22 protein-coding genes are annotated in these 24,651 nt (G+C 69.6%); 16 read left to right on the top strand and 6 right to left on the bottom strand.

The features are described from left to right. Positions 1-59 precede the first annotated feature (59 nt). The 3 genes from ACRDPS_RS06665 to ACRDPS_RS06655 are packed head-to-tail and all read left to right on the top strand — an operon-like array spanning position 60 to position 2,292. Positions 60-1,526, top strand: a complete 1,467-nt coding sequence (locus ACRDPS_RS06665) for a bifunctional folylpolyglutamate synthase/dihydrofolate synthase (RefSeq protein WP_431500838.1) — start codon at positions 60-62, stop codon at positions 1,524-1,526. Further along, positions 1,519-2,007 carry a DUF4233 domain-containing protein gene (locus ACRDPS_RS06660; RefSeq protein ID WP_431500837.1) on the top strand — a complete coding sequence of 163 codons (489 nt, stop codon included), beginning with the start codon at positions 1,519-1,521 and terminating at the stop codon, positions 2,005-2,007. Before ACRDPS_RS06665 ends, ACRDPS_RS06660 begins: the two co-directional genes overlap by 8 nt. Before the next feature lie 27 nt (positions 2,008-2,034). Next, on the top strand, positions 2,035-2,292 hold the full coding sequence (locus tag ACRDPS_RS06655) for a competence protein CoiA family protein (RefSeq protein ID WP_431500836.1): 258 nt from the start codon (positions 2,035-2,037) through the stop codon (positions 2,290-2,292). 1 nt (position 2,293) lies between these two features. Here ACRDPS_RS06655 and ACRDPS_RS06650 read toward each other — a convergent pair whose 3' ends face one another. Beyond that, positions 2,294-3,664 (bottom strand): PLP-dependent aminotransferase family protein, encoded by a 1,371-nt coding sequence (locus ACRDPS_RS06650; protein WP_431500835.1) that lies wholly within the window; start codon positions 3,662-3,664, stop codon positions 2,294-2,296. A gap of 73 nt (positions 3,665-3,737) precedes the next feature. Here ACRDPS_RS06650 and ACRDPS_RS06645 point away from each other — a divergent pair, with 73 nt between their 5' ends. Next, entirely contained in the window at positions 3,738-4,433 is a 696-nt protein-coding gene (locus ACRDPS_RS06645; protein ID WP_431500834.1) for a pyridoxamine 5'-phosphate oxidase family protein, read from the top strand. A gap of 31 nt (positions 4,434-4,464) precedes the next feature. Here ACRDPS_RS06645 and ACRDPS_RS06640 read toward each other — a convergent pair whose 3' ends face one another. Then, positions 4,465-6,909, bottom strand: coding sequence for a Tex family protein (locus ACRDPS_RS06640; protein WP_431500833.1), 2,445 nt, complete (start codon positions 6,907-6,909; stop codon positions 4,465-4,467). Positions 6,910-7,021: 112 nt separating this feature from the next. Here ACRDPS_RS06640 and ndk point away from each other — a divergent pair, with 112 nt between their 5' ends. From ndk to ACRDPS_RS06600, 8 genes are all read left to right on the top strand, one after another. Beyond that, on the top strand, positions 7,022-7,426 hold the full coding sequence (ndk, locus tag ACRDPS_RS06635) for a nucleoside-diphosphate kinase (protein ID WP_431500832.1): 405 nt from the start codon (positions 7,022-7,024) through the stop codon (positions 7,424-7,426). A gap of 256 nt (positions 7,427-7,682) precedes the next feature. Further along, entirely contained in the window at positions 7,683-8,708 is a 1,026-nt protein-coding gene (locus tag ACRDPS_RS06630) for a rod shape-determining protein (RefSeq protein ID WP_431500831.1), read from the top strand. A gap of 1 nt (position 8,709) precedes the next feature. Further along, on the top strand, positions 8,710-9,732 hold the full coding sequence (gene mreC / locus ACRDPS_RS06625; protein WP_431500830.1) for a rod shape-determining protein MreC: 1,023 nt from the start codon (positions 8,710-8,712) through the stop codon (positions 9,730-9,732). A gap of 88 nt (positions 9,733-9,820) precedes the next feature. Continuing rightward, positions 9,821-10,354 carry a rod shape-determining protein MreD gene (gene mreD, locus ACRDPS_RS06620; RefSeq protein WP_431500844.1) on the top strand — a complete coding sequence of 178 codons (534 nt, stop codon included), beginning with the start codon at positions 9,821-9,823 and terminating at the stop codon, positions 10,352-10,354. After that, positions 10,354-12,441 carry a penicillin-binding protein 2 gene (gene mrdA, locus ACRDPS_RS06615; RefSeq protein ID WP_431500829.1) on the top strand — a complete coding sequence of 696 codons (2,088 nt, stop codon included), beginning with the start codon at positions 10,354-10,356 and terminating at the stop codon, positions 12,439-12,441. The genes mreD and mrdA overlap by 1 nt, the downstream gene beginning before the upstream one ends. 11 nt (positions 12,442-12,452) lie before the next feature. Continuing rightward, positions 12,453-13,676, top strand: a complete 1,224-nt coding sequence (gene rodA / locus ACRDPS_RS06610) for a rod shape-determining protein RodA (RefSeq protein WP_431500828.1) — start codon at positions 12,453-12,455, stop codon at positions 13,674-13,676. Positions 13,677-13,768: 92 nt separating this feature from the next. Further along, positions 13,769-15,457 carry a S8 family peptidase gene (locus ACRDPS_RS06605; RefSeq protein ID WP_431500827.1) on the top strand — a complete coding sequence of 563 codons (1,689 nt, stop codon included), beginning with the start codon at positions 13,769-13,771 and terminating at the stop codon, positions 15,455-15,457. Positions 15,458-15,804: 347 nt separating this feature from the next. Further along, a complete protein-coding gene (locus tag ACRDPS_RS06600; RefSeq protein WP_431500826.1) occupies positions 15,805-17,025 on the top strand; it encodes a S8 family peptidase in 1,221 nt (406 codons plus the stop codon). Between the two features lie 66 nt (positions 17,026-17,091). On the opposite strand, the gene ACRDPS_RS06595 is transcribed toward ACRDPS_RS06600, so the two are convergent. Continuing rightward, entirely contained in the window at positions 17,092-17,766 is a 675-nt protein-coding gene (locus ACRDPS_RS06595) for a class I SAM-dependent methyltransferase (RefSeq protein WP_431500825.1), read from the bottom strand. 98 nt (positions 17,767-17,864) lie between these two features. Between ACRDPS_RS06595 and ACRDPS_RS06590 the strand changes: the two genes are divergently transcribed. Next, positions 17,865-19,835 carry a TIGR03960 family B12-binding radical SAM protein gene (locus tag ACRDPS_RS06590; protein ID WP_431500824.1) on the top strand — a complete coding sequence of 657 codons (1,971 nt, stop codon included), beginning with the start codon at positions 17,865-17,867 and terminating at the stop codon, positions 19,833-19,835. Positions 19,836-19,945: 110 nt separating this feature from the next. Here the strand turns inward: ACRDPS_RS06590 and ACRDPS_RS06585 are convergent, their stop codons facing one another. Beyond that, a complete protein-coding gene (locus tag ACRDPS_RS06585; protein ID WP_431500823.1) occupies positions 19,946-20,332 on the bottom strand; it encodes a RidA family protein in 387 nt (128 codons plus the stop codon). A 75-nt stretch (positions 20,333-20,407) separates the two neighbouring features. Between ACRDPS_RS06585 and ACRDPS_RS06580 the strand changes: the two genes are divergently transcribed. Further along, complete coding sequence (locus tag ACRDPS_RS06580; RefSeq protein WP_431500822.1) at positions 20,408-20,872, top strand: GNAT family N-acetyltransferase; 465 nt, start codon at positions 20,408-20,410, stop codon at positions 20,870-20,872. A gap of 103 nt (positions 20,873-20,975) precedes the next feature. Here ACRDPS_RS06580 and ACRDPS_RS06575 read toward each other — a convergent pair whose 3' ends face one another. Continuing rightward, a complete protein-coding gene (locus ACRDPS_RS06575) occupies positions 20,976-21,398 on the bottom strand; it encodes a GNAT family N-acetyltransferase (RefSeq protein ID WP_431500821.1) in 423 nt (140 codons plus the stop codon). A 192-nt stretch (positions 21,399-21,590) separates the two neighbouring features. Further along, positions 21,591-22,580: an endonuclease/exonuclease/phosphatase family protein gene (locus tag ACRDPS_RS06570; protein ID WP_431500820.1), complete on the bottom strand. Its 990-nt coding sequence runs from the start codon at positions 22,578-22,580 to the stop codon at positions 21,591-21,593. 87 nt (positions 22,581-22,667) lie between these two features. Here ACRDPS_RS06570 and ACRDPS_RS06565 point away from each other — a divergent pair, with 87 nt between their 5' ends. Then, entirely contained in the window at positions 22,668-23,411 is a 744-nt protein-coding gene (locus ACRDPS_RS06565) for a TIGR03936 family radical SAM-associated protein (RefSeq protein ID WP_431500843.1), read from the top strand. 10 nt (positions 23,412-23,421) lie between these two features. Next, positions 23,422-24,618 (top strand): winged helix DNA-binding domain-containing protein, encoded by a 1,197-nt coding sequence (locus ACRDPS_RS06560; protein ID WP_431500819.1) that lies wholly within the window; start codon positions 23,422-23,424, stop codon positions 24,616-24,618. Positions 24,619-24,651: the final 33 nt, after the last annotated feature.

Raw genomic sequence — 24,651 nt, 5'->3', positions numbered from 1 at the left:
GGCGGGTGAGTGGCGGGGATGGGGAGTCGGTGTCGGGTCGGAACTAGACTCTGATGTTGATGAGTGAGACTCCCGCGCCGCGCCTGGCGGCCACGATCGAAGAGGTCTGGGAAGCGCTGCAGTCGCGCTGGCCCGAGACCCGGCTCGAGCCGTCCTTGGACCGGATCCGAGCCCTGCTCGAGATCCTTGGCGACCCGCAGAACGCCTTCCGGGTCATCCAGCTGACCGGCACCAACGGCAAGACGTCCGCGTCGCGGATGATCGATACGCTGCTGCGATCCCTGGACCTGCGCACCGGCCGATTCACCTCGCCGCACGTGGAGCGGATCAACGAGCGGATCTCGATCGACGGTGAGCCCCTCTCGGACGACGACTTCGTGGCCGCGTTCAACGACGTCGCGCACTACCTCGGCATGGTCGATGACGACCAGCCGCACCCGCTGTCGTTCTTCGAGACGACGGTGGGGATGGCGTACGCGAAGTTCGCCGAGGCCCCGGTCGACGTGGCCGTCGTCGAGGTCGGACTTGGCGGCTCCTGGGACGCTACGAACGTCGCCTCGGCCGACGTGGCCGTGGTGACCCCGATCGCCCTCGACCATGCCAAGTACCTCGGCGACACCCCCGTCGCCATCGCACGCGAGAAGGCCGGGATCATCAAGTCCGGTGCCGTGGCCGTGATCGCCGAGCAGACCGTCGAGGTCGCCGCCGTGCTCGACCAGCACGCGGCCGAGGTCGGCGCGCGGCTGCTGTGGGAGGGCACCGACTTCGCGGTGGTCTCTCGCACCCCGGCCGTGGGTGGGCAGATCCTCACGCTGCGTGGCTTGCGGGCGACGTACGAGGATCTCTTCCTGCCTCTCTACGGTGCTCACCAGGCACAGAACGCGGCGGCGGCGCTGGCCGCTGTCGAGGCGTTCCTCGGCGAGACCGTGCTCGCCGACGAGCTCGTGCGAGACGCGTTCGCCAAGGTGGACTCGCCCGCGCGCCTGGAGATCGTGCGCTCCTCGCCGACGGTGCTGCTCGACGCCGCTCACAATCCCGCGGGTGCCGAGGCGACGGTCGAGGCGCTGGAGGACTCGTTCTCGTTCTCCGGTGTCGTCGGAGTCGTCGGTGTGATGGGCGACAAGGACGTCGAGGGCATGCTCGCCGTCCTCGAGCCGCACCTCGAACATCTCGTGGTCACCCAGAACTCCACCGACCGTGCGCTCCCGGCGGTCGAGCTCGGGAAGGTCGCGATCGAGCTGTACGGCGAGGATCGGGTCTCGGTGGTGCCTCGTCTCGCCGACGCGATCGACGCGGCGATCGGCCTCTCGGAGTCCTCCGGTGGTGGGTCGATCTCCGAGGGCGCCGTGCTGGTGACCGGTTCCGTGGTGACCGCCGGCGAGGCACGTACGCTGCTCGTCCGCGGTGAGTCGTCCGGTGCCACGCCGACCGCCCGGGTGGTGCCCACGAGCGATCCGGAGCTGGCCGCCTACCTGGACACCGACGACCTGGACACCGACGACGCGGAGGGCCGCGCCGATGGCTAGCGAGCGGGAGAAGTCGCCCCGGCGCGGGATGTGCGCCGCCATCGTGTCGATGGAGGGGCTCGCGGTCGCGCTGGCCGCACCGGTGATGACCTCGATCGGCGGGGTCTCCGCCGGCTTGGCGCTCCCGCTCGGCCTCGGCTTCTTCGTGGCCGCCATCTTCGTGGCCGGTCTGCTGCGTCGCCCGTGGGCCTATTGGCTCGGCTGGGTGCTGCAGGCCGTCGCGATCGGGATGGGCTTTCTCATCTCCATCATGTTCGTCGTCGGCGTGATCTTCGCGGTCCTGTGGGGGATGGCCGACCTCCTCGGCCGCAAGATCGAGCGCGAGCGCGCCGCCGCCTTCGCCGAGCTCGACCGGATCATCGCCGAGGAAGAGGCCTCGTCGGGCGATGAGACCTCGGACGACTCGGCCGTGGATGAACCAGCCTCGGACGACTCGGCCTCGGGCAACGCCGCCTCGGACGACTCGACCTCACGCTCCTAGGGCACCAGCCCAGGTAGGTTGACAGTCGTGGAGGAGCCCGACGAGCTGCAGATGGCGACGGACGAGACAGCGACCGACTGGGCGTTGTGCCCGGCGTGCGGGAACGCGCTGGTGCTGCGGCGACCGCGGACACGTACGGCGCACTACGCGCACAAGGCCGGGCAGTCGTGCCGTCTCGGGGGCGTGCCGCTGCGGCGTACCGGATCCGGGTGGGCCGTCGGTGGCGGCGAGGACGACCCTGATGGCCTGGAGAACCTGTTCGACCTGATCGACGACGACGCGTAGATCAGGTCCGTACGAGAGCGGCGGTGACCGCGGCGAGGGCGGCATCGAGCTCCGCGTCGCTGACGCCGCCGAAGCCGATCACCAGACCGGTGAGGCCGCTGGCGCGGGCGTAGTCCGAGAGCAGGTTGATCTCGAAGCCCGCGGTGCGCGCGGCGTCGCGAGCCCTGACCGCGGCAGGCTCGGGCAGGAGCCAGGTGGAGTACATGCCGGCGAGCGGTCCGGCGAGCGTGGCGTACGGGCTCATCGCCTCGGCCACCCTCGGGGCGCGCTCGGCGTAGACGCGCCGGGCCGAGCGCACGGCCCTGTCGAGCCAGCCGTCACGGAGCAGGGTGAGCAGGGCGCGCTGCGAAGGCCACGCGGCACCGGAGTGGGTGATGGTGCGACGGCTCAGGACTCGCTCGTGCAGGTCGGGTGGAGCGACCAGCCAGCCCAGGCGAAGGGTCGGGACCACCGACTTCGCCGCGGTGCCGAGGTAGGCCACCCGGTCGCGGTCCAACGTCGCCATCGCCGGCACGGGCGCGACGTCGTAGCGGAACTCGGAGTCGTAGTCGTCCTCGATCACCACCGCCTCCGCACGCCGGGCCGCGTCGATGAGCGCCAGTCGGTCGGCCGCGGGCATGACCCGTCCCAAGGGGTGCTGATGCGCAGGAGTGACGTACGCAGCGACAGCATCGCCCAGGTCGCAGACCGTCTCCACGGCGGGCAGGTCGATGACCTCGCGTCCGAAGATGCGCACCGACTCGGCGGCGGCGCGGTAGCCCGGGTCCTCCACGGCCACCGGCCCGCGGCGCAGCTCGGGCAGGAGCGCCCGGAGCCCGTCGGTGGTTCCCGCGGTCACGATGATCTCGTCGGAGCGGACGTCGAGACCACGGGAGCGCCCGAGCCTGGCAGCCAGGGCCTCGCGGAGCTCCGGCAGGCCGCGCGGGTCGTCGTAGCCGCGTGGGGGAGTGGTCGCCGAGACCTCCCGCCAGGCGCGACGCCACCCGGGTTCGAGCCGCGGATCGAAGAACGGGGTGCCCGTATCCAGCCGAGACGTCACTCGCGCCGAGCGTGGGAGTGACCGCGCGAAGCGCGGAGACGTCACCCGCGTCGACCGAGAGGTCGCCTCCGGCACCGTCGCGCCCGAGGTGTGGGCGGCGGCAACGTATGTACCTGACCCTCGGCGAGCCTCGAGCCAGCCCTCCGCGGTCAGCTGGTCGAAGGCGTGCTCGGTCACCGCGCGCGAGACCCCCAGATCGGCCGCGAGCGCCCGGCTCGAGGGCAGCCGGTCCCCGGTCCCCAGGGTGCCGGCGAGGACCAGGGCGCGGATCTGGGCGGCGAGCTGCGCGGGGAGCGGCTCGCCGCGATTGCGGTCGAGGGTCACGGGGAGCATCGCGGAGGTGTCCTGTTTGAATCCTTGAGAATTGGCCCGTGTGTGCAGGCCACTTTAGCGCGACGATAGCGCCATGAGCACCACGCTGTCGCCCACCCCACGCACCCGGATCAGCCGCGGGAAGAACCGCGCCGTCACAGATCGCGAGCCTCTCCATGCCTTCCTCCGCGAGGCGCTCGTCGCCCACCTGGGCGTCACGGTGGGATCGGGTGAGGATGCGCATCCGATCGTCCTGCCCACCGCGTACGGCTTCGACGTCGACGGCCCCGATGCGGGCGGGTCCCTCTACCTGCACGGGTCGGTCGCCGCCGGATGGCTCGGGCGCGCGCTCGAGCGCGACGTGTGCGTCACCATCACCGAGCTCGATGGCCTGGTCGCGGCGCGCAGCGGGTTCCACCACTCCATGAACTACCGCTCGGCGGTGGTCGTCGGCCGCGCTCGTCGGGTGGAGGACCCGGATGAGCGGGAACGAGCGCTCGCGCTGGTCGTCGACCAGATGATCCCCGGTCGCTGGGCGACGCTGCGCCCGGCAACTCGCAAGGAGCTCGCGGCTACAGCCGTGATCGCGCTCCCCCTCGCCGAGGCGTCGATGAAGGCGCGCGCCGAGGGACCGATCGACGATCCCGCCGACGTCGAGTCCGGCGTCTGGGCCGGTGTCATCCCGGTCAGCCGGGTCGCTGCCGCCCCCGTCACCGCCCAGGATGCGACCGGGCCGGCGCCGGCGGATGTCGTCCGCCGTGCGGCCGACCTCGGGGCCGAGGGATGCTGACCGAGTTGCCTCGGTGAACAGTCCGGGTGTCTCAGTTGAGACCGGCGCGTCGCAGCGCGTCAGCCATGGCGCTGTTGGCCGGGGCGGACGAGCCGCCGCCCTGGCCGCCACGGTTGCCGCCCGAGCGCCCGCCACCCTTGGGGCCGCCCTTGCCCTGACCACTCTTGCCCTGACCGCCCTTGGGGCCGCCCTGGCCACCCCGGCCGCGCGACCCGCCGCCAGCGCGACTCGCACCATCCGACTCGCCCTTGGCAGACCCACCGGCAGGCGCGTCGTCGGTGAGCCGGAGGGTGAGCGAGATCCGCTTGCGGGCCTCGTCGACCTCCAGGACCTTCACGCGCACCACGTCGCCGGAGCGGACGACGTCGCGCGGGTCCTCGACGAACTTGTCAGACATCGCGGAGATGTGGACCAGGCCGTCCTGGTGGACACCGATGTCGATGAAGGCACCGAAGGCGGCCACGTTGGTGACCGTGCCCTCCAAGACCATGCCCGGACGGAGGTCGGCGATCACGTGCACGGACTCGGAGAAGGTGGCCGTACGGAACTCCGGACGCGGGTCGCGGCCGGGCTTCTCGAGCTCGGCGAAGATGTCGGTGACAGTCGGCAGGCCGAACTTCTCGTCGACGAAGTCCGAGGGCTTCAGCGACTTCAAGACGCCCGCGTTGCCGATCAGCGACCCGATGTCCGCCGAGGCCCGATCGAGGATCCGGTTGATCACGGGGTAGGACTCCGGGTGCACCCCGGACACGTCGAGGGGGTCGTCACCGCCACGGATCCGGAGGAACCCGGCCGCCTGCTCGAACGCCTTCGGGCCCAGCCGCGGCACCTTGGCGAGCTCCTTGCGGGTCCGGAACGGCCCGTTGTCGTCACGGTGCGTCACGATCGCCGTGGCGAGCGACTCGGTGATCCCCGAGACCCGGCGCAGCAGGGGAGCCGACGCGGTGTTGAGATCGACCCCGACACCGTTCACGCAGTCCTCGACGACGGCGTCCAAGGACTTGGAGAGCCCGTATTCGGGCAGGTCGTGCTGGTATTGCCCGACGCCGATCGACCGCGGCTCGATCTTGACCAGCTCGGCCAAGGGATCCTGAAGACGACGAGCGATGGACACAGCCCCACGCAACGACACATCGAGATCCGGCAGCTCGGAGGAGGCATAGGCGGACGCCGAGTAGACCGAGGCGCCGGCCTCGGAGACCATCACCTTGGTCATCTTCAGGTCCGGCAGCAGCTTCAGCAGGTCGGCGGCCAGCTTGTCGGTCTCGCGCGACGCGGTGCCGTTGCCGATCGCGATCAGGTCGACCGAGTGCTTCTTCGCCAGCTTGGCCAGGGTCGCCAGGGCGCCGTCCCAGTCACGCCGCGGCTCGTGCGGGTAGACCGTCGAGGTGTCGACGACCTTGCCGGTCGCGTCGACCACGGCGACCTTCACCCCGGTCCGGATGCCCGGATCGAGCCCCATCGTGGCCCGCGTGCCTGCCGGCGCCGCGAGCAGGAGGTCACGCAGGTTGTCGGCGAAGACCGCGATCGCGGCCTCCTCGGCAGCGCCGCGGATCCGGGTCCGCATGTCGAGCTCGAGGCGGAAGAGGATGCGCGTACGCCACGCCCATCGCACCGTCTCGGCGAGCCACCGGTCACCGGGCCGGCCCTGGTCCACGATGCCGAAGCGCGCGGCGATGGACCGCTCGTAGTCGGTCACCTCGCCCGGCTCCGGCTCCTCGGCATGAGGAGAGAGACTGACCTCGATCGCCTCCTCCTTCTCCGCACGGAGCACGGCCAGGGTCCGGTGCGAGGGCAGGGTGGAGTAGGACTCGGAGAAGTCGAAGTAGTCGGAGAACTTCGCCACCGCCGGGTCGTTCTCGCGACCCTCCCGGACGCGGGTGACCAGCCGGCCGGCGGTCCACATCCGCTCTCGCAGCGTCCCGATCAGGTCGGCGTCCTCGCCGAAGCGCTCGACCAGGATCGCGCGAGCGCCGTCGAGCGCGGCCTTGGTGTCCGCGACCTGTTCCCCGAGGAACTTCTCCGCCTCGACGACCGGGTCCAAGGACGGGTCCGCCATCAGCCCGTCGGCCAGTGGCTCCAACCCGTTCTCGCGGGCGATCATCGCCTTCGTACGCCGCTTCGGCTTGAACGGCAGGTAGATGTCCTCGAGCCGGGCCTTGGTGTCGGCGGCGAGGATCGAGGCCTGCAGCTCGGGGGTGAGCTTGTCCTGCTTGGCGATCTCGGAGAGGACCGCGGCCCGCCGCTCCTCCAGCTCGCGCAGGTAGCCGAGCCGTTCCTCCAACGTACGCAGCTGGGCGTCGTCGAGGCCGCCGGTCACCTCCTTGCGGTAGCGCGCGATGAACGGCACGGTCGAGCCCTCGTCGAGCAGGGCGACCGCGGAGGTCACCTGTGCCGTGCGCACGCCGAGGTCTTCGGCGATGCGAGCGGGGATGGCGGCCATGGAGTCTGCGAGCGTCGGTGCTGGTGCGTTCACGGGGTGCCATCCTGCCGTAGGCCACCGACACTCGCGCCAGAGAGGTCGACGGGCGGGCCGGGGGACGGGCCCGAACGTGCCCGGGCATCCCCGTCCCGATACGCTCGGCCACATGACGCAGCGCACGTTCGTGATCCTGAAGCCCGACGCCGTCCGCCGGGGCCTGGTGGGGGAGATCCTGTCCCGCTACGAGGCCAAGGGCCTCTCGATCGTGAAGCTGGAGCACCGCACCATCGACGCGGGCCTGGCCGACGAGCACTACGCCGAGCACGCCGAGCAGCCGTGGTATCCGCCGCTGCGTGACTTCGTCACCTCCGGCCCGCTCGTCGCCGCCGTCCTCGAGGGCGACGAGGCGATCGAGGTCGTCCGCGCGCTCAACGGCGCCACCGACGGCCGCAAGGCCGCCCCGGGAACCATCCGCGGCGACCTGTCCCTCTCCAACCGCGAGAACCTCGTGCACGGCTCTGACTCGACCGAGTCTGCCGACCGCGAGATCAAGCTCTGGTTCGGCGTCTGAGGTCCACCCTTCAGGTCCTGCCCTGAGGCGCTGTTCCGAGACCCTGTTCTGAGGACCTGTCCGCGGTCCGGCGAATTGCGTCGCAACAGCGGTGAAACACGCACTGCCCCCCGTTCCGGGCCGCCGACGTACCCCGTATCCTTGCGGTTTCGGCGAGCCTCACCAGATTGGGGCTCAGACCTTCGTAGCCTCGTCGGCAGGGCCCGCATCCTGCAGCACGGATCCCCGACGCGGCGCCCCGGGAACGCGAGGACGTATGGCGAGCATCATTGGACGCGACATGGCGGTGGACCTCGGCACCGCCAACACACTCGTCTACGTGCGTGGCAAGGGTGTCCTTGTCGACGAACCGAGTGTGGTCGCGCTCAACAAGAACTCCGGTGAGATGCTCGCCGTCGGCCACGAGGCCAAGAAGATGCTGGGGCGTACGCCGGACGACATCATCGCCCTGCGGCCGCTGAAGGACGGCGTGATCGCCGACTTCGAGGCGACCGAGCAGATGCTGCGCTACTTCATCCAGCAGGTCCACCGGCGCCGCTACTTCGCCAAGCCGCGCATGGTCATCTGCGTTCCCTCAGGGATCACGGCGGTCGAGATCCGCGCGGTCAAGGAGGCCGGCTACCAGTCCGGTGCCCGCCAGGTGAACATCATCGAGGAACCGATGGCGGCCGCGATCGGGGCCGGGCTGCCCGTGCACCTGCCGACCGGCAACATGGTCGTCGACATCGGCGGTGGCACCACCGAGGTCGCGGTGATCAGCCTCGGCGGGATCGTGACCAGCTCCAGCATCCGGATCGCCGGCCACAAGATCGACAACGCGATCATGACCTGGCTGAAGAAGGAGTACGCCCTGCTCCTGGGCGAGCGCACCGCCGAGGAGGTCAAGATGACTCTCGGCTCGGTCTGGCCGCTGCCGGGCGAGCCCGAGGCGGAGATCCGCGGCCGCGACATGGTCAGCGGGCTGCCGCGCACCGTGACCGTCTCCGCGGCGGAGGTCCGCAAGGCGATCGAGGAGCCGCTGCACGACATCTTCGACGCGGTGCGCGCCACTCTCGACCAGACACCGCCCGAGCTGGCCGGCGACATCATGGACCGCGGCATCGTGCTCACCGGCGGCGGTGCGCTCCTGCGCGGCCTCGACGAGCGCCTGCGCCACGAGACCGGCATGCCCGTCCACGTCGCCGAGTCCCCGCTGACCTCGGTCGCGATGGGCGCCGGTCGCTGCGTCGAGGACTACGACGTCCTCCGCCCCGTCCTGGTGAACGAGAACAGGAGATGGTGACGTGTCGCTGTTGAGCCCCCGTCCCAGCGAACGACTGCGCAAGGGCCTGGAAGAACGCAAGGGACCCAAACCCGTCATGCGTACGCCTCGGGAGCGGCTCAACCGGCGTGGCAGCCTCGAGACCCGCACCGGTCGCGGCCCGAAGGGCTCCTGGTTGATCGCGCTCGTCCTCGGCTGCGCGACCCTCGCGACCCTCGACCAGACCCCGGTCCTCGAGCCGGCCCGCACGGTGGTCGGTGAGGTGCTCTCCCCGCTGGAGACCGGCGCGGCGACGATGGCCCGCCCGTTCACCGGGATCCCGCAGTGGTTCGAGAGCCGCGACGAGCTCCGCGACCGGATCACGAAGGTCGAGGCGGAGAACAGCACGTTGCGCCGCCAGCTGAAGGTCACCGACTACGGCCGCGAAAAGCTGGCCGAGTACGAGTCGATCACCCGCGCCGCGGATGACCTCGGCTACGCGCTGGTGCCGGCGAGGGTCACCGCCCACGGTCCCGCGCAGACCTTCAACCGCACCGTGACCATCGACGCCGGCAGCGCCGCCGGGATCCGGTCCGACATGTCGGTGGTGACCGGTGACGGCCTGGTCGGCCGCGTGCTGCGGGTCACCAGGACCTCGGCCACCGTCCTGCTGATCGTCGACGCGGCCTCGGTCGTCGGCGGCCGGGTCGGCGGCAGCGACGACAGCGGGAAGAAGTCCGGCCAGGTCGGGATGGTCCGGGGCTCCGGCGTGGTCGCCGGCCGCTCCGACGCCGGACTCCTCGCCCTCGACCTCGTCGACCGGACCGTCGCCCCGCTCAAGGGCGAGACCGTCATCACCTGGGGTGACGGGCGCGCCGCGCCGTACGTCTCCGGTCTGCCGATCGGCGAGGTGACCGACACGTTCGCGAGTGTGCGTGACTCCTCGCGGACGGTGCGGATCAAGCCGTACGTCGACTTCGGCTCCCTCGACGTCGTCGGCGTGGTGGTGCCGAGCGGGACCCAGAGCGACCGCGCCGTCCTCACCCCGCAAGGAGAGCTGCGATGAGCGAGCGTCAGCGAGCGAACCCGACAACCAGCACGCCACCGCGTCCGTATCCTCGCGCTTGCGCTACGGGGGTGGTGGTGTGAGCGAGATGGACGCACGTGCCCCCGGCGCCGCGCCGGTGCTGCGCTACCTCCTGGTGGGTCTGCTGGTGGTGATCGCCGTCGTTCTCCAGCTGAGCGTCGCGCCGGCCTTCGCCATCCGCGGCATCACCCCCGACCTGGCTCTCCTGGTCGTCCTCGCGGTCGCGCTGACTCGCGGTGGGCAGGCCGCCCTCGTGACCGGGTTCGCCGCCGGCGTACTCCTCGATCTCGCCCCTCCCGCGGACCACACCGCGGGCCGATGGGCGCTCGCGCTGCTGATCGTGGGCTATGTCGCGGGGCGCGTACGTGAGGGCAGCGTCGGCCAGAGCCGGCACAGCCGTCCCAACGCGATGATCGTGATGGCGACGGTTGCCGGGTGCGCGTTCATCGGGGTCAGCATCTTCGCGGTCAGCGGCCTGATCCTCGGCGAGGCGCCGCTGACGCTGCTGCCGACCGTGGCGATCAGCGTCGGCTACGACCTCCTGCTGGCGCCCCTGCTGGTGCCGGCGCTGCTGTGGCTGTTGGGCAAGGGGGATCTGTGATGGCCAGGAGTCGTCCGTCCACCGCGCAGGTCAGCCGGCTTCGGCTGATCGTGATCCAGGCGCTGGTCCTCTCGCTCCTGCTCACCCTCGGGGTCAGGCTCTTCTACCTGCAGGTGCGCCACGGCGACGCCTACCAGGCGGCGGCCGCGTCGCAGTCCAAGCGCGAGGTCGTACGCCAGCCGGTGCGCGGCATCATCGTCGATGCCCAGGGGCGGCCGATGGTGACCAACCGCTCCGCCTGGGTGGTCAGCCTCGACCAGGGGGTCCTCGACGGTCTCGACGACGAGGACCGTACGACCTTGGTCGAGCGTGTCGCGAAGGCGGTCGACGTCTCGCCGAAGAAGCAGGCCGAGGCGATCGCAAACTGGTCCGGGACCCGCTACCAGCCGGTGCCGATCGCGACCGACGTCTCCGAGTCCACCGCGCTGCGCATCCTCGAGCAGCCCGAGGACTTCCCCGGGGTGGTCGCCGAGAAGCAGACGCTGCGCTCCTACCCGAGCCCCCACGGCATCAACGCCGCCGGCGTGCTCGGCTATCTCTCCCCGATCACCGAGGACGAGGACAAGAACGCCAAGGAGCGTGGCGACGAGTCCCTCAACAACACCTCGATGGTCGGGCGGGCCGGTGTCGAGAAGGAGTACGACCAGTGGCTGCGCGGGATGCCCGGCTACGACACGGTCACCGTCGACTCCCTCGGCCGCGAGATCGGCCGCGGCGACTCGGTCCCCTCCCAGCCCGGCGACACGCTGGTGACCAGCATCGACGCCAAGGTCCAGGGCCGCGCCGAGAAGCTGCTCTCCGAGTCGATCGAGACCGCCCGCAACACCTTCGACGAGATCACCGGCCGCAACTATGAGGCCGACTCCGGCTCGGTGGTGGTCATGGAGGCGCAGACCGGCCGCTTGGTCGCGATGGCCAGCCAGCCGACGTACGACCCGGAGGAATGGGTTGGCGGGATCTCCCAGAAACAGCTGGACCGGCTCTACTCGGAGAAGGCCGGCTATCCGCTGCTGCCGCGGGCGACCCAGGGCCAGTTCGCGCCCGGCTCGACGTGGAAGCCGTTCATGACGGTCGGGGCGCTCAACAACGGCTACACCAGGGACACGCGGCTGGAATGTTCGAGCGGGCTGCAGGTGGGCAACCGCTTCTTCAAGAACTACGAGTCGGGCGCCTACGGTTCCATCGACTTCGCTCAAGCGCTCGAGGTCTCCTGCAACACGTTCTTCTACCGGATCGGGGTCCACTACTGGCAGAAGTACGGGTCCAACCCCGCCAACGTCGACGCCAAGGACCCGCTGGTGGAGACCGCCAAGGCGTTCGGCTTCGGCAAGCGCACCGGCATCGACCTGCCGGGGGAGTCGACGGGGCGGATCGCGGACCGGAAGTGGAAGGCCGAGTACTACGAGGCCATGAAGGGCTACTACTGCCGGATGGACGAGAAGAAGAACGCGCCCACCGACTTCCTGCGGCTCTTCGCCCACGAGTTCTGCATCGAGGGCAACTACTACCGCACCGGCGACGCGGTGAACTTCTCGGTCGGCCAGGGCGACACCATGGTCACTCCCGTCCAGCTGGCCCGTGCCTACGCCTCCCTCGCCAACGGCGGAACCCTCTACGAGCCCCGGATCGGGAAGGCGGTCGTCAGCGGCGACGGCACCGTGGTCGAGAAGATCGACCCGAAGGTAGCCGGCAAGGTCAAGATGTCGGCCAAGAGCATCGACTACGTCAACGAGGCGCTCCTCGGCGTCCCGCGTACAGGCACCCTGGACTGGAAGTTCGGCGGGTTCCCCCTCGACGAGGTCAAGGTGCGCGGCAAGACGGGCACCGCCGAGGTCACCGGCAAGCAGACGACCGGATGGGTCGCGACGTACAACAAGAAGTACGTCGTCATCATGACGATCTCCCAGGGCGGCACCGGCTCGGGGTCGGTGGGCGATGCCGTACGCAAGCTGTGGGAGTCGCTCTACGGCGTCGAGGAGGGTGGCGGCGAGGTGCGCCCAAAGAAGGCCGCCATCAAGGGCATCGACCCGCCGAGGAACCTGCCCGGATTCAACACCGACGGCTCGATCGTCGCGCCCAGGGACTGAGGCATGCCCGCATGAAGAACGACGTGATGACGTTCGTACGCCGCATCGACCTGGTACTCCTCGGCGCGGTGTTGGTGCTGGTGGGGCTGTCGGTGCTGCTGGTCTGGTCCGCGACCGTCCACCGCGACGCCATCACCGGTGGCGACTCGACCGTCTACCTGCGCAAGCAGGTGATCAACGTGGCCGCCGGGCTGGTGCTGATGGTCGGCGTCGTGGCCACCAACCATCGCTGGGTGCGGCTCCTGACGCCGGTGGTCTACGTGGCCGCGGTGATCGGGCTGGTGCTGGTGCTGGTGATGGGCTCCACGGTCAACGGGTCGAAGTCGTGGGTGACGTTCGGGCCCGTGCAGGTCCAGCCCTCGGAGCTGGCCAAGCTGGCCGTCGTCATCGCGATGGCGCTGGTCCTCGCCGAGCGCAGCGAAGGGCGCTGGCGGGCGCGGGTGTCGTTGGGCGACGTGGTCGCGATGATCCTGGTCGCCGCGGTGCCGATCGCCCTGGTCATCCTGCAGCCCGACCTCGGCACCACGCTGGTGCTGGGGGTGACGGTCTTCTGCGTGCTGGCGGCCGCCGGGACACCACGGCGATGGTTGACGCTGCTGGCGCTGATCGGTGTGGCGGGTGCCGCGACCGTGGTCGCGACCGGCGTCCTGAAGCAGTATCAGATCAACCGGTTCATGGCCTTCACCGATCCTTCGCTGGATCCTCGCGGCGCCGGTTACAACGTTCAGCAGGCCCGCATCGCCATCGGTGACGGCGGCATCTTCGGACAGGGGCTGTTCCAGGGCTCCCAGGCCCGCGCCGGGTTCGTTCCCGAGCAGCACACCGACTTCATCTTCACGGTCGTGGGGGAGGAGCTCGGTCTGATCGGTTCGCTGCTGGTGATCGGGCTGATCGGCATCGTGCTGTGGCGCGGACTGCGGATCGCGGCACGCACCGACGACCTCTTCGGACGGGTCGCCGCCGCCGGGATCGTGTGCTGGCTCGGCATCCAGAGCTTCCAGAACATCGGCATGTGCCTGGGCATCATGCCGGTCACCGGGGTGCCGCTGCCGTTGATCTCCTACGGCGGCTCGTCGATGATCGCGGCACTGTTGGCGGTAGGTCTGCTGCTCAGCATCTCGGGCCGTTCGCGGCGGACCGGTCTGGACAGGTCCGGACCACTTCTTGACCTTCGCTCGCGTGATCGGCTGCAGGTTGCTGCAGTGCGAAAAGATGCTGCGTTGCATCGAAATTAAACTCGATTACGTTCCGTCCCGGTTGCCCTACAGGGCATCTGTTACCCCTTGCAGACCTCGTTCGAGGCTGCTTGACGACGGGAGCAGTAATCGTGAACCGACCCAACAGAGCACGCAGTCTCGGCGTGCTGGCAGCAGTGACGACCACAGCCGTCGCTGCCACCTCCATCCTGGCCATGTCCGGCCCAGCCGGCGCAGCAGACAGCCCGGCACCGCTGATCGGTGCCGAGAAGTCGACGGCCATCGACGGCTCGTACATCGTTGTCATGAAGGGCAAGGGCTCAGCGGCCAAGTCCAACGCCGCTGAGGCTCGCGCACTCGCGAAGAAGAAGGGCGGCTCGGTGAAGTACGCCTACGACAAGGCGATCACCGGATTCTCCGCCAAGCTCGACGCCAAGGCCCTCGACGCCCTCCGCGCCGACCCCGATGTCGACTACATCGAGGCCAACCAGGTCGTGAAGGCCAGCGGTGACCAGGCGAACCCGACCTGGGGCCTCAACCGGATCGACCAGCGCAACCTGCCGCTGAACTCGAACTACCACTACGACTACACGGGCTCGGGTGTCCGGGCCTACATCATCGACACCGGCATCCGCTCGGCGCACTCGGACTTCGGCGGCCGGGTGACCTCCGGCTACACCGCGATCGGTTCCAGCACCGAGGACGAGAACGGCCACGGCACCCACGTGGCCGGCACCGTCGGCGGGTCGACGTACGGCGTGGCCAAGAGCGTCACGCTGGTGCCGGTCCGGGTGCTCGACGCCTCCGGGTCCGGCACGACCGCCGGTGTCATCGCGGGGGTGAACTGGGTGACCTCCAACCACACCTCCGGACCCGCGGTCGCCAACATGTCGCTCGGGGGTGGGGTCTCCTCGACCCTCGACTCCGCGGTGTCGAACTCCATCGCCGACGGGGTCAGCTACTCCGTGGCGGCGGGCAACGACTCCGGGGCCAACGCGTGCAACGGCTCACCTGCCCGCGTAGGCGCCGCCCTGACCGTCGGATCGACGACCAACACCGATGCCCGTTCGAGCTTCTCCAACATCGGCTCGTGCGTCGACCTGTTCGCCCCGGGCTCGTCGATCACGTCGGCGTGGCACACCTCCAACACCGCGACCAACACGATCTCCGGTACGTCGATGGCGACGCCGCACGTCGCCGGTGTGGCCGCGCTCTACCTGCAGGCTCACCCGACCGCCTCGGCCTCGGCCGTCGCCTCGGCGATCGTCTCCAACGCCACCACCGGTGTGGTCGGCTCGCCGGGCTCCGGTTCGCCCAACCGCCTCCTCTACTCCCTGTGGAGCGGTGGCACCGACCCGACGGACCCGCCGACCGACCCGCCGTCGGGCAACCTGCTGGTCAACCCGGGCTTCGAGTCGGGATCGACCGGGTGGAGCGCCTCCTCGGGGGTCATCGACAACTCGACGAGCGCGGCGGCGCGTTCGGGCTCCTACAAGGCGTGGCTGAACGGCTATGGCTCGACCCACACCGACACGCTGTCGCAGACGGTCACGCTGCCCGCGGCGGGCAAGACCCTGTCGTTCTACCTGCGAGTGGCGTCGAACGAGACGACCACCTCGACGGCGTACGACAAGCTGACCGTCAAGGTCGGGTCGACGACCCTGGCGACCTACTCCAACCTGAACGAGAACTCGTCGTACTCGTTGAAGTCGTTCTCGCTCGGATCCTTCGCCGGCAGCACGGTCACGGTGACGTTCACCGGCACCGAGGACTCCTCGCTCGGGACCAGCTTCTTGATCGACGACACCTCGATCGCCTGATCCACCAGGCCTGAATGGGCCGACTATTCTCACCCGACCACCGGGCCGTTCGCCACCCCGCGAGCGGTCCGGTGGGTCGTTTGTTGGGAGTCGTTCCCATTCTGTTAACGGTTGTTAACCTCGGCCGCTGCACGTTGCTGCAGTGCGAAGAGTTGGGTCGTTACCGGTTTTGCGTAACGTGATTACGTGGTGGACCGAACGCTCCGGGTTGCGGCCGCAGGGAGGGCGCAGGGCGTTCAGCCGGCATCTGCGACGTTTGCTCGTCGGCCCGCCTACCGGCGGGTTCTGGGCGTCGGCGAAGTGAGGGATGTGGCCCGACCGGGCCGCACGATGACGGGAGTCAGTTCGTGAACCGAACCAGGAAGAACAGGGCCTTCAAGGCACCGGCAGTCATCTCTGCCGTCGCCGTTGGCGCAGCCGCCTCGGCGATCGCAATCGCAGTCCCCGCGGGTGCCGCGGACAGCCAGGCACCGCTCCGTGGTGCAGATGCCTCGACCGCGATCGACGGTCAGTACATCGTCGTGATGAAGAAGCAGGGCGCCAGCGATGTCGCCAAGTCCGAGGCCAAGTCGGTCCGCGGCGACGCCCGCTCCGCCGGTGGCGACGTACGCAGCGTCTTCGACAAGACGCTCAACGGCTTCTCGGCCACGCTCGACAAGGACGCGCTCGCCGAGGTCCGGTCCAACCCGGACGTCGCCTACGTGCAGGCCAACCACCGCTACACCACCCAGGGTGACCAGGCCGACCCGACCTGGGGTCTCGACCGAATCGACCAGGCCGCTCTGCCGCTCGACAAGAACTACCACTACGAGCAGACCGGTAAGGGCGTGACCGCCTACATCATCGACACCGGCGTCGCGACCGACCACTCGGAGTTCACCGGCCGCATCGGTGAGGGCTTCGACGCGGTCGACGGCGACACCGACCCGGCCGACGGCAACGGCCACGGCACCCACGTCGCCGGCACCGTCGCGGGCACCACCTACGGTGTGGCCAAGGAGGCCACGATCGTTCCGGTCCGCGTCCTCGACGACCAGGGCTCCGGCACCACCGAGGGCGTCGTCGCGGGCATCGAGTGGGTCACCGAGAACCACACCGACGGTCCGGCTGTCGCCAACATGTCGCTCGGTGGTGGCGCCGACACCGCGCTCGACGCTGCCGTCCAGGCCTCGATCGCCGACGGCGTGACCTACGCCGTCGCGGCCGGCAACGACTACGCCGCCGACGCCTGCGACTCCTCGCCGGCTGCGGTTCCGGAGGCGATCACCGTCGGTGCGACCGACAACACCGACGCTGCCGCGGACTTCTCCAACATCGGAGAGTGCCTCGACATCTTCGCCCCGGGCGTCGACATCACCTCGTCCTGGAACGATGGTGCCACCAACACCATCTCCGGTACGTCGATGGCGACCCCGCACGTCGCCGGTGCCGCCGCGCTCTTCCTCGAGGCGAACCCCTCGGCCACCCCGGCCGACGTCGCCTCGGGCCTGACCGGCGCCGCCACCCCCGACGTGGTCACCAACCCGGGCACCGGCTCGCCCAACCTGCTGCTCAGCAACCTGTTCTGAGCTGAGCTCTGAGCAAGGCGTTGGGGCCGTCCGGGAGGGGCGGCCCCAACGCCCATTTGTGCTTCTTCACGAGGGCTTGGTCCAGGCGATTGTGTGTCGGAACCCGAGGCGATGCCGGATCGAGGCACCGGGCATGACGTCCAGGACGATCCCTCGCAGCTCACCGAAGGGCATGCTCGGGTCCTTGATGGGAACCGGGGTGGCGGGTGCGCCGTAGTCGGCCGGCCAGGGATGCTTGACGTAGCCGATCATCGGGTTGGTCACCGCCGAGGCGAGGTCCCAGAGGTGGTCCCTCGCGCTCCGCGGGGGAGCGAGGCCGACGGCCAGGAAGCGCCCGCCTGGTTCGAGGCTGCGGCGCACCTTCTCGAGGGCGTCGGTGACGTCGAGGTGGTGCAGCACGGCGACCATGGTCACCAGGTCGAACGGGCCGGGAACCTCGGACCAGGTGCCGCCATGGATGGTCACGTTGGGGAGACCGGCGCAGCGGGCGCTGGAGTGCTGCCGCATGTCCGCGTCACGGTCGTTGCCACACACGGCGACGAACCTCGGCGACAACGCGGCCACGAGACCGCCTCGGCCGCAGCCGATGTCCAGCGCCGCGCGGCGTCGATCCGGCAGGTTCGCCAGGATCCAGCTGTGAAAGTGGTCGTTGTGGTTCCACGGATGCCGCGCATTGAGCCTCGCGACGGCCGACGACACGGTTCCCCCGGCGAACTCTTCAGCCCACGTACGCAGTGCCATGTCCGGCATTCTGCCCGGGCGGCGCGAGGTTTGGTGGGGGATCCCGGCGGCGGCGTACGCTTGGTGGCGATCGTTTCCCGAGCTTTGAGGTGCCCATCGTGACCGTCGCCCAGAGCGACCTCGTTCCTGAGTCAGTCTTCCCCCGGCTGGAGCCGCGCCTGGCGCTGGTGTCCAAGCCGATCCAGTACGTCGGCGGGGAGCTCAACTCGACCGTCAAGGAGTGGAACGACGTCGAGGTGCGGTGGGCGCTGATGTATCCCGACGCCTACGAGGTCGGGTTGCCCAACCAGGGCGTCCAGATCCTCTACGAGGTGCTCAACGAGCGTGACTGGATCGCCGCGGAGCGCACCTACGCGGTATGGCCGGACCTCGAGAAGATCATGCGCGAGGGCGACGAGCAGGGCCCGATCCCGCAGTTCACCGTCGACGCCCACCGCCCGGTGAAGGCGTTCGACCTGTTCGGGATCTCGTTCTCGACCGAGCTCGGCTACACCAACATGCTCAACGCACTCAGCCTCGCCGGGATCCCGCTGCACGCGGTCGACCGCGGCGACGACGACCCGGTGGTGCTCGCCGGTGGCCACGCCGCGTTCAACCCCGAGCCGATCGCCGACTTCCTCGACGCCGCGGTGCTCGGCGACGGCGAGGAGGTCGTCCTGAAGATCTCCGAGGTCGTGCGCGAGTGGAAGCAGGAGGGGTGCCCGAGCGGGCGCGACGAGCTGCTGCGTCGGCTCGCGGTCTCCGGTGCGGTCTACGTGCCGAAGTTCTACGACGTCACCTATGCCGCCGACGGCCAGATCGACGCCGTGGTGCCCAACCGCCCCGACATCCCGTGGCGGGTGCGCAAGCACACCCTGATGGACCTCGACGCCTGGCCCTACCCGCGCAACCCGCTGGTGCCGCTGGCCGAGACCGTCCACGAGCGGTTCTCGGTGGAGATCTTCCGCGGCTGCACGCGCGGCTGCCGCTTCTGCCAGGCCGGCATGATCACCCGCCCCGTCCGCGAGCGGTCGATCACCACCATCGGCGACATGGTCGAGAACGGCATCCGGAAGTCCGGTTTCGAGGAGGTCGGTCTGCTCTCGCTGAGCTCGGCCGACCACACCGAGATCGGTGATGTCGCGAAGGGCCTGGCCGACCGTTACGAGGGGTCGAACGTCTCGCTGTCGCTGCCTTCGACCCGTGTCGACGCCTTCAACATCACGCTGGCCAACGAGCTATCCCGCAACGGTCGTCGCTCCGGTCTGACCTTCGCGCCCGAGGGTGGCTCCGAGCGGATGCGGAAGGTCATCAACAAGATGGTGGACGAGGAAGACCTGATCCGAACCGTCGGCGCGGCCTTCAGCCACGGCTGGCGCCAGGTGAAGCTCTACTTCATGTGCGGGCTGCCCACCGAGACCGACGAGGACGTGCTCGAGATCGCCGAGCTCGCCAAGAAGGTCATTGCCACAGGTCGCGAGGTGAGCGGCCGCAACGACATCCGCTGCACCGTCTCGATCGGTGGCTTCGTACCCAAGCCGCACACCCCCTTCCAGTGGGCATCTCAGCTCGACCACGAGACCACCGACGTACGCCTGCAGAAGCTGCGCGACCTGGTCCGCGCCGACAAGAAGTTCGGCCGCGCGATCGGGTTCCGCTACCACGACGGCAAGCCCGGAACCATCGAGGGACTCCTCTCCCGCGGCGACCGCCGTGTCGGCGCGGTCATCGAGCAGGTCTGGCGCGACGGCGGCCGTTTCGACGGTTGGAGCGAGCACTTCTCCTACGACCGCTGGCTGAGCGCCGCGGAGACCGCCCTCGCGGAGACCAGCGTCGACCTGGACTGGTTCACCACGCGTGAGCGCGAGTACGACGAGATCCTTCCCTGGGACCACCTCGACTCCGGCCTCGACAAGGACTGGCTCTGGGCCGACTGGGAGGACGCCCTCGCCGTCGCCGACGGCGCGGACATCGAGGTCGAGGACTGCCGCTGGACCCCCTGCTACGACTGCGGCGTGTGCCCCGAGATGAACACCGACATCCAGATCGGCCCCACGGGCCAGAAGCTGCTGCCGCTCTCGGTCGTCTGACTCTCCGCCTGACCCGGGAGTCCCGGTGTCACCCTGCTGGTGACGTCCGGGACTCCCGTGTCGTTTATAGGCGGCGGGTACCAACACGTGGGCGCCATGACTGGGCCGTATCAGCCTTGGATCGCGGCGGTCGCTTCGATCTCGATGAGTACGTCGGGGCGGAAGAGGCCGGCGACCTGCACCAACGAGCTGGCCGGCGGGCCGTCGGTGTCGACGAACTCGTCGCGCACCGACCGGATCAGTGGCAGCTCGTCGGTCGCGATGACGAAGTAGGTCAGCTTGACCACGTCGGCCCAGGTCGCGCCTGCCGCGGCGAGGGCGATGCCGAGGTTGACGAAGGTCTGCCGAGTCTGCGCCTCCCAACCGTCGGCGACGGTGCCGTCGGCCGAGATGCCGACCTGGCCGGACGTCACCACCAGGCGAGCGCCGGGGTCGGTTATCACCAGGTGGCTGTAGCCCGCCGGGGCAGGAAGGTCTTCGGGAGTCAGGAAGTCCACCCACCCGAAGGTAGACCCGACCGTGCGGCCACGCGATTCATTTCGTCTGCCACTGGTCCGACTAGGTTCACGGTCGTGGGCGACAGATTCGACGTACGGTTGGCCGGGCCAGAGGATGTGCAGGCGCTCGCGGCGCTGAGGCGGGCGTGGGGTGAGGAGCGAGCGCGGGCGAAGATCGACGAAACGGGGTTCTCGGGGCGCTTCGAGGAGTGGTTCGACCGCGAGCAGGAGCAGCGGGTCCTCTGGCTCGGGCTGGTCGACGACGAACCTGCCGGCATGGTCAACATGCTGACCTTCACCCGGATGCCCTGGCCCGGCGAGGCGGCGGCCCGGTGGGGATACCTCGCCAACTTCTATGTGCGCCGCGAGCACCGCAACAGTGGGCTTGGTACCGAGATGCTGAGGGCGCTCACCGACCATGCCGACAACGAAGGTTTCGTACGCATCGTGCTGAGCCCCAGCGACAGGTCGCTCCCGTTCTACGAGCGGGGCGGGTTCCGGCCTGCGTACGACCTGATGATCCGCCCGCGACCCCGATGACGGTCTCAGCATTTTCCCGCCATAGCGGGAATCTGCTCGGGTTACCGACGAGTTGGTCCGGCACTTTCCCGCCATGGCGGGAAAATGCTCGCCGACCCGCGGCTCAGCCGACCGGGCGGACCCAGCGGCGCCAGTCTGGCTGGGACTCGTAGCCCGAGTCTTTCCACAGCGCCTGGCCGAGGTCGTTGCCTTCCAGGACCATCGCGTCGATCCGGTCGGCACCCAGCCCAACCAGGCGGGTCTCGGCGTGGGTCAGGAGGCGACGGGCGAGTCCGTGGCGGCGTACGTCGGGGTGGACGGCCAGGCGGTAGAGGTGCGCGCGCCATCCGTCCCAGCCGGAGATCAGAGAGCCGACGACACGGCCTTCCGGGGTGACCGCGACCGTGCAGGCCGCCGGGTCGCGCGCGATCAACGCCTCGACCTTCGCGGAGGAGTCGGCCGGTCGTGAGTCGTTCTCCGCCGCCAACTCCCACAGCTCCATCAGTGCGGGGATGTCAGCGACGGCGGCGGGCCGGAGTTCGATCACGGCCGGAGTGTCTCACGCGACCGTCGTACCCAGCCGTGAGCCGGTAGGTTGCCGACCGTGAGCGACCACCGTGCGCTGGGATGCTGTGTCTGGAACCCGGCGGCTGCGGATACGACGGGACATCTCTGTCCGTTACTGACCAGTAGAGCGACGAGAACGTCCCGTCGTACCCGGACCCGCGACCGGACCGACTCAGCAGTCCGCGGCGCCGCGGATGGCGAAGTCGATGCTGACGGCGTGGTGGTCGGAGAGGCCGGTGGGGGAGACGTTGCCGTCGCCGGCGGCGAGCCAGGAGTTGGGCAGCAGGTAGTCGACGCGTCCGCCGCCGTCGTGGCTGGAGCCCAGGGACGCGCCGGCATCCGACAGCGAGCCGAGGACTGTGCCCAGAACCCCGGAGCCGGATCCGGCGTTGAGGTCGCCGCCGAGGAGCTTGGCGCCGTCGTAGGCGTTCACCTTGCCCATCACCGCTCCGATCTGCGACTGCCGCAGCGAGTCGGAGGTGTGGTCGAGGTGGGTGTTGAAGACGACCAGCCGCTGGCCCTCGACGATGATGTTGGCCCGCAGCACCCCGCGCTGCTCCTTGCCGTCACGGTTGGGCAGGTGGGTGTTGTCGTAGCCGTCGATCGGGAACCGGGACAGGATCGCGGTGCCGTACCCGCCGCGGTCGGTGATCCAGTCGTTGGCGCCGAAGACCGACTGCATGCCCAGGTGCGAGGCGATGATCGCGGGCTGGTCGACGTTGCCCGAGCGACGCCGGTTCTGGTCGACCTCCTGGAGGAGTACGACGTCGGCGCCGGACGCGCGGATCACGTCCGCGATGCCGCCGAGCTCGCCGGGCGAGACCCGGCCACCCTTGATGTTGAAGGTCATCACGGTGAGGTTGCGCGGGACCGCGCAAGGGTCGATCTTCGGCTTCTTCGGGATCTTGGCGATCTTTGGCGGCGCGGTGACCTTCTTGTACCTCGGCAGCGGCTCCGGCGGCTCGGACGACGCTGACGCCGTGGTCTCGACCGGGTCGGCCTTCGGGGACGACGAGGCGTCGGCCGACGCCTGCTTCGCGTCGTTCAGCCGAGGTGCGAGGACGGTCAGGGCGGCGATCGCGCCGACAGTGAGGACCACCGCAAAGATCGGCAGCAGCTCCTTGAGGCGTACCGAGAAATCCCTGTCCCTGTGTCGGCTCACCGCGCGAGTCTCCCATTTTTCGTATGCAAACCGTTACAAGCCGTTGGCTTGCCGTTCGTCAGATGGGTAATCGCACCCAGGACCGACATAATCGACTCCGTGCGTCAGCAGCCCGAACAGCAGGCCCCACCGGTCCAGCGTCTCCGCATCCGTTATGCCAAGCGCGGCCGGCTCCGGTTCACCAGCCACCGCGACTTCAGCCGCGCCTTCGAGCGCGCCGTCGCCCGGGCCCGGATCCCGGTGGCCTACTCCTCGGGATTCAACCCGCACCCGCGGATCTCCTACGCCGGCGCGGCACCGACGGGAGCGGCGAGCGAGGCGGAGTACGTCGAGCTGGGGCTGCGCGAGGTCATCGACCCGGCCGCCACCAAGATCGCCCTCGACCAGGTCATGCCCGACGGCCTCGACCTCATCGACGTCGTCGACACCGCCACCTCTCCGAAGGGCGCGCTGGCCGACCTGCTCACCGGCAGCGAGTGGATCATCGACCTTCCGGTCCCGCCGGAGCAGGCCGCCGCCGCGGTCGAGGCGTTCCTCGGCGCCGACGAGGTGATCGTGTCCCGGATGACCAAGAAGGGGCTGCGCGAGTTCGACGCCAGAAGCGCGGTCGTCCGCCTCGCCACCGCGCGAAGCGCGAAGGGCGGCTCGCGTCTGGAGCTGCTGCTCAAGCACGGCACCCCGACCGTACGCCCCGACGACGTCGTCACCGGGCTCGAGCGCATCGGCGGGCTCGAGATCGGCCCCGAACATGGCGGGCTGCCGCTGCTCACCCGGTTGACCCAGGGCGTCTTCGACGAGGAATCCGGCACGATCGGCGACCCGCTCCACTAATCTCGCATCGATGAGAACCGTCACCGACCGCGAGCGGCGAGCGAGGCTGGCCCGCAGGCACGGGCTCGCCCCCGACCACAGGTACGCCGACGTGGCCAGTGCCACCCAGGCCATGACCGTCTGGCACGCGACCGAGGCGGCGACGGTCCATCTCGCACTTCACGCCCGGGTCGCCGGACTTCGTGTCGAGGACGTCGAGCGGGCCCTCTATGAGGAGAAGAGCCTGGTCAAACAGCTCGCGATGCGGCGCACGCTCTTCGCCTTCCCGCGGGACCTGGTGGCGGCGACCTTGGGGAGCGCCTCGGCCCGGGTGGCGACGCAGGAGGGAAAGAACCTCCACAAGTGGCTGACCTCGGGCGGCATCGACGAGGACCAGGATGCCTGGCTCGAGAAGGCGTTCGCGGCCACGCTGGCGGCGCTCGCGGACGGCGTTCCGCGCACGACCACACAGCTGCGCGAGCTGGTGCCGGAGCTGGATACCCGCTTCCAGATGGGCGCGCCGGGCAAGAAGTGGGGTGGGGAGTTCCCGATCGGGCGCTGGGTGATCGGCACCCTGGCCGCGCAGGGGAAGCTGATGCGGGCGACCAACCTCGGGCACTGGCGCCTGAACAAGCCGGCCTGGACGCTGACCGGCTCGTGGCTGGACGCGGTCCCGGAGCCCCTCGACCCGGCCGCCGGCTACGCCGAGCTCGTCCGCCGCTGGTTGGGGACCTTCGGCCCGGGCACCGAGACCGACCTGGTCTGGTGGCTCGGGTCCACGAAGTCGGCGGTGCGGGCCGCGCTCGCCGCGGTCGGCGCGGTCCAGGTCGGCCTCGAGAGCGGCGGCATCGGCTTCGTGCTGCCGGACGACCCGATCGCCACCTCGCCGGAACCCGAGATCGAGCCCTGGGCGGCGCTGGTGCCCACCCTCGACCCCACTGTCATGGGCTGGAAGGAGCGCGGGTTCTACCTGGACGGCGAGGATGTGGCGTACCTCTTCGACTCCAACGGCAACGCCGGGAACACTGTCTGGTGGGACGGCCGGATCGTCGGGGCGTGGGCGCAGGACGACGACGGTCGGGTGCACCCGATCGTGCGCCACGACATCGGTGAGACCGGGATGCGGGCGCTGGAGACCGAGGCCGCTCGGCTCACCGAGTGGCTCGACGGCGTCGTGATCGTCAATGTCTACAAGTCACGCCAGATGAAAGAAGCAAGGCTTCCCTGATCGTGCCGCCGACCGATATGTCCGCTACTTGGA

Source organism: Nocardioides sp., assembly GCF_050699375.1.
Lineage (GTDB): Bacteria > Actinomycetota > Actinomycetes > Propionibacteriales > Nocardioidaceae > Nocardioides.
The sequence above is the reverse complement of the archived record's forward strand: the minus strand, read 5'-3'. Positions and strand labels throughout refer to the sequence as shown.